This window comes from Thermosulfurimonas sp. (assembly GCF_015491435.1).
Classification (GTDB): Bacteria; Desulfobacterota; Thermodesulfobacteria; order Thermodesulfobacteriales; family Thermodesulfobacteriaceae; genus Thermosulfurimonas_A.
The window spans coordinates 1-6,174 of the sequence record NZ_WFVX01000095.1 but is presented as its reverse complement, the minus strand read 5'-3'; the positions used below and the strand labels follow the sequence as shown (position 1 = coordinate 6,174).

The 6,174-nt window shown below is 53.9% G+C and carries 6 protein-coding genes and 1 pseudogene; 6 read left to right on the top strand and 1 reads right to left on the bottom strand.

Annotation, left to right across the window (positions count from 1 at the left end; translation table 11 throughout):
* The 5 genes and pseudogenes from F8J34_RS04245 to F8J34_RS04225 all read left to right on the top strand — a co-directional run.
* Positions 1-402: pseudogene (locus F8J34_RS04245) on the top strand (hypothetical protein); the annotation flags it as partial.
* A gap of 30 nt (positions 403-432) precedes the next feature.
* Complete coding sequence (locus tag F8J34_RS04240) at positions 433-1,764, top strand: hypothetical protein (protein ID WP_297056763.1); 1,332 nt, start codon at positions 433-435, stop codon at positions 1,762-1,764.
* A gap of 50 nt (positions 1,765-1,814) precedes the next feature.
* Positions 1,815-2,498: a C39 family peptidase gene (locus F8J34_RS04235; protein ID WP_297056762.1), complete on the top strand. Its 684-nt coding sequence runs from the start codon at positions 1,815-1,817 to the stop codon at positions 2,496-2,498.
* A 138-nt stretch (positions 2,499-2,636) separates the two neighbouring features.
* The gene (locus F8J34_RS04230) at positions 2,637-3,023 is read left to right on the top strand and encodes a hypothetical protein (protein ID WP_297056761.1); all 387 of its coding nucleotides are present in this window, start codon (positions 2,637-2,639) and stop codon (positions 3,021-3,023) included.
* Positions 3,024-3,098: 75 nt separating this feature from the next.
* The gene (locus F8J34_RS04225; RefSeq protein WP_297056760.1) at positions 3,099-4,550 is read left to right on the top strand and encodes a sigma-54 dependent transcriptional regulator; all 1,452 of its coding nucleotides are present in this window, start codon (positions 3,099-3,101) and stop codon (positions 4,548-4,550) included.
* Here the strand turns inward: F8J34_RS04225 and F8J34_RS04220 are convergent.
* Positions 4,533-5,498 carry a transporter gene (locus F8J34_RS04220; protein WP_297056759.1) on the bottom strand — a complete coding sequence of 322 codons (966 nt, stop codon included), beginning with the start codon at positions 5,496-5,498 and terminating at the stop codon, positions 4,533-4,535. The two genes, F8J34_RS04225 and F8J34_RS04220, sit on opposite strands and share 18 nt — an antisense overlap.
* A gap of 242 nt (positions 5,499-5,740) precedes the next feature.
* Between F8J34_RS04220 and F8J34_RS04215 the strand changes: the two genes are divergently transcribed.
* Positions 5,741-5,965, top strand: a complete 225-nt coding sequence (locus F8J34_RS04215) for a hypothetical protein (protein ID WP_297056758.1) — start codon at positions 5,741-5,743, stop codon at positions 5,963-5,965.
* Positions 5,966-6,174 lie beyond the last annotated feature (209 nt).

The window sequence follows — 6,174 nt, the reverse complement described above, 5'->3', positions numbered from 1 at the left end:
CTCTGGAGCATTGCCCTGGGGGCTCCGGCTTATTCCCTGGCCGAACAGGAAGGCCCCTGTCTCATAAGTTCCTGGCCGGAAAGGGCCCTCAATCTGATTTCCGGCGAGGCCTTTTCTCACCTGCGGGGCATCTTTTCCGTGAATCAGGCCGCGGGTTTCGGAAATAAAGAGGCCAATCTGGTGGCCATTTCTCTGGGACAGGAGGTGGGGAACCATCTTCTGGCTCGGAATACCGGAGCCACGGTGAGGTCCAGACTCCCCGGGCGCGGAGAATTTGCGGATGTGATCTCCGGCGAGGCCTTTGCCGGTGCCAGGGGCTTGGTGCAGGTCAATCAGTCTTCGGGCCTGGCTAATACCGTTTCCAACCAATTTTCTTTGGGCTTTAAGGGACCGGTCCCTTAGAAACTAAAAACACTTAAAAGGAGGTAGGTCATGTTTGAAAGGTTGATGAGGAAGGTAAAGGGGAAAGGTAAATGGATCGGGGCTTTGGCCATGTCCGCGGCCTTACTGGCCCCGGTGGGAGCGGGCGCAAAGAGCATAGATCCGGGTATAGGGATCGATTTGCCCTGCGGGGAGTGCTCCTTTGCTTACGACGGTGAATTGAGCGGCAACCTGGATCTCACCCTCCAGGTCATGGGGGTGGCGGATCTAGAAGGCTACATCACCCTGGTAAGCACCGAGATCGACGTGAAGAATCCCGAGATGCGGGTGGCCGGGCTGGTAAGGGCTCTGAGCAAAAACGATCAGTTTCTCATGTTCAATGAGGAGAGAAATCGGGCTGCCCGGAATTCCGCTTCCCTGGCGGGCGAGGTCCTCAAGAACGCCCAGGGGAACATCGGGGCCAACGTGGCTGCCGGAGACTTCAATGCCCAGAGTAATATAGCCGCCATAGCCGCGGGCAAGCAGGAAGCCTCTCTGGTGGAATCCAAGACCTTTAGCGTTCAGAAGTCCATGTACAATTTCGGCCGAAACCGGGGGACCCAGAACACCGCCTCCGCGGGCGACGAGGTCCTGAAGAACGCCAAGGGTAACATCGGGCTCAATGTGGCCGCCGGGGCCAACAATGCCCAGACCAACCAGCTGGGTGCTGCGGTGGGGACGGCTCGCGTGGGTGCGGCGGTGGCTTATGTGCAGCAGAAGGGCCTTTATAATACCGCCAGCAACAAACCCATCACCGAGCGTTTTGTTCGGCTCTATCGGGTAAGACTGGGACTTTCCGCTGCGGGTTCCACCTCCGGAGCCCGGTTCTCCGGGAGCTATTCCGGCGCCGAGGGCGGCACGGTTACCGGGACCGTTAACGGTCATAGCTATCAGTCCAACAACTTTTATCCGGACATCTGGACCGGATCTACGCATAGTTCTGGAACCCAGATCGGTCATGTGGATCTGGACAACGAGATCCAGGGCGCCGTTTCGAACCCGTTTAAGCAGGGTGTGGGCGGGATCGCCTTCGACAACTACCATTCTCTTAACGGACAGTACAGCGGTAAGGAAGGCGGCAGGCTGGGAGGCACCATCGGAGCCCAGAGGGTCAGACTGACGGGTACGGTTACCGGTTACATTCCGGTAGTGATGGTCCGCCGGGTGGACACCATCAACACCGCTTCTCTCAGCGGCCAGGTGTTGATGAACGCGGTGGGGAACATCGGGGTTAATATTGCGGCCGGAAGCAACAACCTTCAGGCCAACTCCCTTTCCGTGGTGGCCCTGCCGGCTACCTCTACCCAGGTTCCTACTCCTACCCCGGGTGGTGGTACGGAATAAGTTTCTCCGGGAGGGGGCTTCGGCCCCCTCCTTCTTTCCGGGAGGAAGGTATGAGATTAAAATCGCCGCTTCTCCTTTCCTGGAGTCTTTTCTGGATCCTTCTTTCCGCCGCTCAGGCCGGTACGGTGGAGGTAAGAGTGGGCGCTCTGGGGGGCTTTTTCCGGAAACGGGTCATGAGCATCCGGGAGAGGAGATTCGCTTATCTGGTGCGCCAGCGATACGATTTGAGTTGCGGTAGCGCCGCGCTGGCTACCCTGCTTCGTTACTATTACGGTCTGAAGGTTACCGAAGAGGCCATCATCAAGGACATCCTTCGCCATGGGGATCCCGAAAAGATTCGTTCCCGGGGTTTTTCCATGCTGGATCTCAAATTGTGTGCCGAACGATACGGATTCAAGGCCGCGGGCTACAAACTTTCGCCGGACCGACTGCATCTTCTACACCTTCCGGTAATCGTGCTTCTGGATCTCAACGGCTACCGCCATTTTGTAGTCCTCAAGGGCGTGCGAGGAAACACGGTCTTTCTGGCGGATCCGGTATATGGCCATCGAACCATGTCCTTGAGTCAATTTTCTCGCTCCTGGAACCGCATCTTTCTGGCTATCCTAGGCCCCGAGCGTCCGTTGCCGTGGAAGCTTAAGGCCCTGGCGGTGCCCAAGGAAAGGATCTGGGCCTTGGAGCAGATAAGTATAGGCCAGCTGATCCTGAATCAGCCTTTTTCCATCAAACCTTAAGGGAGGTAAAGCATGAAGAGATCTATCTTTTTGGTACTAACGATGCTTGGTTTATTGATCTGGGGGTCACAGGTCCAGGCCCGGTCCGTTCCCTTTGTAGGTAAAGAGCTCGGAGCGGTACCCGTAAAGGAGGAGACCATGGGACATCTGCGGGGAGGATATATGGGGTTCTTTTTTCAGGTGGTCTTTGAGGGGTTCTGGGATACCACCGGACGGCAGTGGGCCAGAGTAAATGTGCAGGGAAACTTCGGAAACACCGGCCGGACCTTTGTTTCCGGCGATAATCCTTCCCCCACCACGGTAGAATCTTCCTCGAACGAGGATTCGGTGTCCCCTCAGGTGAGAAGCATGGCCGTTCTAGGAGGGTTCAAGGGAGGCCGGGGTATCTTTCAGATCAACCAGGTTCCGGGGTCCGGAAATATCGTAAGAAACGGCCTCATCATTAACATCTATCTCTTGAATCAGCCGGTAAAATCCCCCAAAAGCTCTGTTTATCAGTCTATAAATAGATTATTGCTTCCTTAAACTTAAAAAATATTTCCATCTTGCGCGATTTCTGAATCATGATTAATTTGCTAGAAAAAGGGGGTGGGTTATTAAATGCGCATGGATATTCGTCTCGCTACTCCTGTAAGAGGTCTTCTCTTAGAGAATCCTCATCCGCAGGAGATAATTCTGGAAGGGCTCAGTCTAAGCGGGGCTTATCTGAGGCCTCCGGTTCGGGTGGGAGAAGCCATTCTGGAGATTCAGTTGCCCGAACTGGAGGATCTCAAGCTTTCGGCCCAGAAGGTTAGAGAGGACGAGAGAGGTACGGCGGTACGGTTCCTTTTTGCCGAGGAACAGAGTCTTCTAAAGCTCTGGAATTTCATCCTGAGCAGGTTGTCTCCCTACTGGGGCAAGGCCTGTCCTTACTGTAATCGAGGAGTGGTGGTTAAGGGGCGCTGCTCCTCCTGTCGTCTTCTGGTGGACATAAAGAAAAGTACATACATATATGAACATATGGCCGAAACCCTCCCTCTGCGGGTAGGGCAATACGCCCGGATTCTGGCCTCCGGCGAGGCCTTGCGGGTCTATACCCTGCTGAACCGGCTGACCCTCTGCAAACAGGGTTACAAGCCGGATATCGAATTTGTGGGCTCCTGTTCCCGGATGCTGGAGGTATTTTCCCTGATTCGAAAGGTGGCCCCCTTGGACGTTCCAGTCCTGATCCTGGGGGAATCCGGAACCGGAAAGGAACTGGTGGCCCAGGCCATTCACGAAAGGAGCCTGCGGCGCAACAATCCTTTTGTGGCCATAAACTGTGCGGCCATACCGGAGGCCCTGCTTGAGGCCGAGCTTTTCGGTTACGAAAAGGGCTCCTTTACCGGGGCCTCGGCCTCCAAGATGGGTAAGGCCGAACTGGCCCATACCGGAACCCTGTTTCTGGATGAGATCGGCGATCTTCCCCTCAACCTTCAGGCCAAACTGCTACGTTTCCTGGAGAAGGGCGAGGTGCAGCGTATAGGCGAGCTCCGGCCCCGCCGGGTGGATGTGCGGATCCTTGCGGCCACGAACAGGGATCTGTCCCGAGCGGTGAAGGAGGGAGCCTTTCGGGAGGATCTTTATTATCGTTTGGCCGTCTTTACCCTGGAATTGCCCCCGCTGCGGGAGCGGGGAGAGGATAAGCTGATCCTGGCGGATTATTTCCTCCGGAAGTTCTCCATGGAATACCGCGTAAAACGGAGGTTTTCGGCAGCCGCCAAGAATGCCATTTTGGAGTATGAATGGCCGGGAAATGTGAGGGAGATGATCAATAAGATCAGAAGGGCCATTATTGTCTCCGAAAGCGAGGAAATAACCCCCGGGGATCTGGGTCTGATTTCAAACGGAACGTTGGAGAAGGAGCGAACCCGTCCCTCCGGGATGAAGGTCCGGGATCTGGGTCGGGAGGCCCTTTATCGTCTCCTCTCGGAGAACGATTTCAATGTCTCCCGTACGGCCCGAAAGCTGGGTGTGAGCCGCCCCACCCTTTATAAGTTGATCAAGAAACACGGTTTAAAACTTAAACGGTAATCGGATTTCGATGCTGAAGTCCGGAGCGTCGTCGGTCAACCCCACTCCCACCGAAAAGTTCAGGGAGGTGCGGGAGGAAAGCACATAAGAAGAGCCGAAATAAAGGATACCCACATTATAGTCGGTATCCGGTTGTTTTTCTCCGTCCACCTCGGTGCGAGAATAGACCCGCTCGGTGAGGTAGGTGTTCAGGGAGAGTTTTTCATTAAGGGCGTAGGCTACCCCGAGGGTAAATTCCACGCTATCTCCAGGTTTATAATCCCTTCCCCCGATGGTCCTTTTGAAGTTGTAAAAGTAGGCCACGCTTCCGAAAAGTACCCCGGGATCGCTTCTCTTCACCCAGGAAAGCCCCAGGGATACCCCCCAGTGTCCGTTTCCGGTGGGCAGTTCTTTGGGCCGACCCTGGGCATCATATTTGAGTCCGTAAGGGTCCTTTCCGGTTCGACTCTTAACCTTGAAGTTAAGGACCAGGTCCGGCCGGCTCCCCTTTTCATAGAGAATCTGATAGGAGGCCCCGAAGGTGATGTCCCCGAAGGCGGAGTCATCCACCCTTTTTTCCTGGGTGGTGGAATCCTCCTTGAAGGCGTAACGATCGTGGCGGTAAAGATAGGGGACACTGAGGTCCACCTGAAGTCCCTGGCTAAGACCGTACCTGAAATTCAACGAGGCGGTGAAGACATCCTTTTTGACATCCTCGGTCTTTATTTCCCCCAGGACGATGGCCTGAAGGATGGTAAAGCCGCTGATAGCGATAAAGGCCCTTGAGGTATGAGAGTATTGTATAGAGGGCTCCACCACCAATACCCCCCGGGGAACGAGAACCCCGCCCTTTTCCTGAAGAAGGGTCTCTTCCAGCGGCGTGGATCGTGGCGACGGTTTTTCCTGGGCCCGGGAAATTCCGGAGGTAAGAAGCAAAAAAAGCAACCAAAATATACCGACCTTTCGCATTTAAATACCCCCGTCCTTTTAAAAAGAATCCAAAATTCTCATAACATAGCCAATAACAAAAGTCAATTCTTTCTTAAGATCAATTCTTTTGCTCTTTCTTTTGCTTTTATGATCTATTTTTGAAACAAATCGAGGATATGAAAAAGGATCCATTTAGGTCTTCAGAAATTTATCTTTCGGAGGTTCTGCCCGAAGGGGTTTTTGGTGGTAATCTTGGGGAAACAAATCCCTAGGAGGAGGTTTTGAAAAAGGGAGCGCGGGTCTTCAATTGGGTGTGGAGCGGGGTGCTGGTTCTTCTTTTAGGGTGGCGAATCGGGGACTTTGTAGGAGAGTTTATGGCCGGGAACTATCACATGACCCTGAGACATTTCATCCTTCGGGGGCGACCGGCCGAAATCCTTCAGTTATTGATCATTCTGGCGTTGGCGGGGCTTTTGAAGTGTAGCATGAGAGGAATAAGAATGTGAACCCCCGGACAACGCGACGGTCCCGGACAGTCCCGTCCCCAATTAGATTTCCTCTTTCAATCGTTTCCAGAATTCCCTAGGGGAGAGAATCTCTACGCCTTCAAACTTGCCTAAATTAAGTAGTTCTTTATCTCCTGTAATCCAAAATTGAGCCTTACCCCTTACAGCAGTTCCTATTATTGGCAGATCTTTTTGATCTTTTAATATAG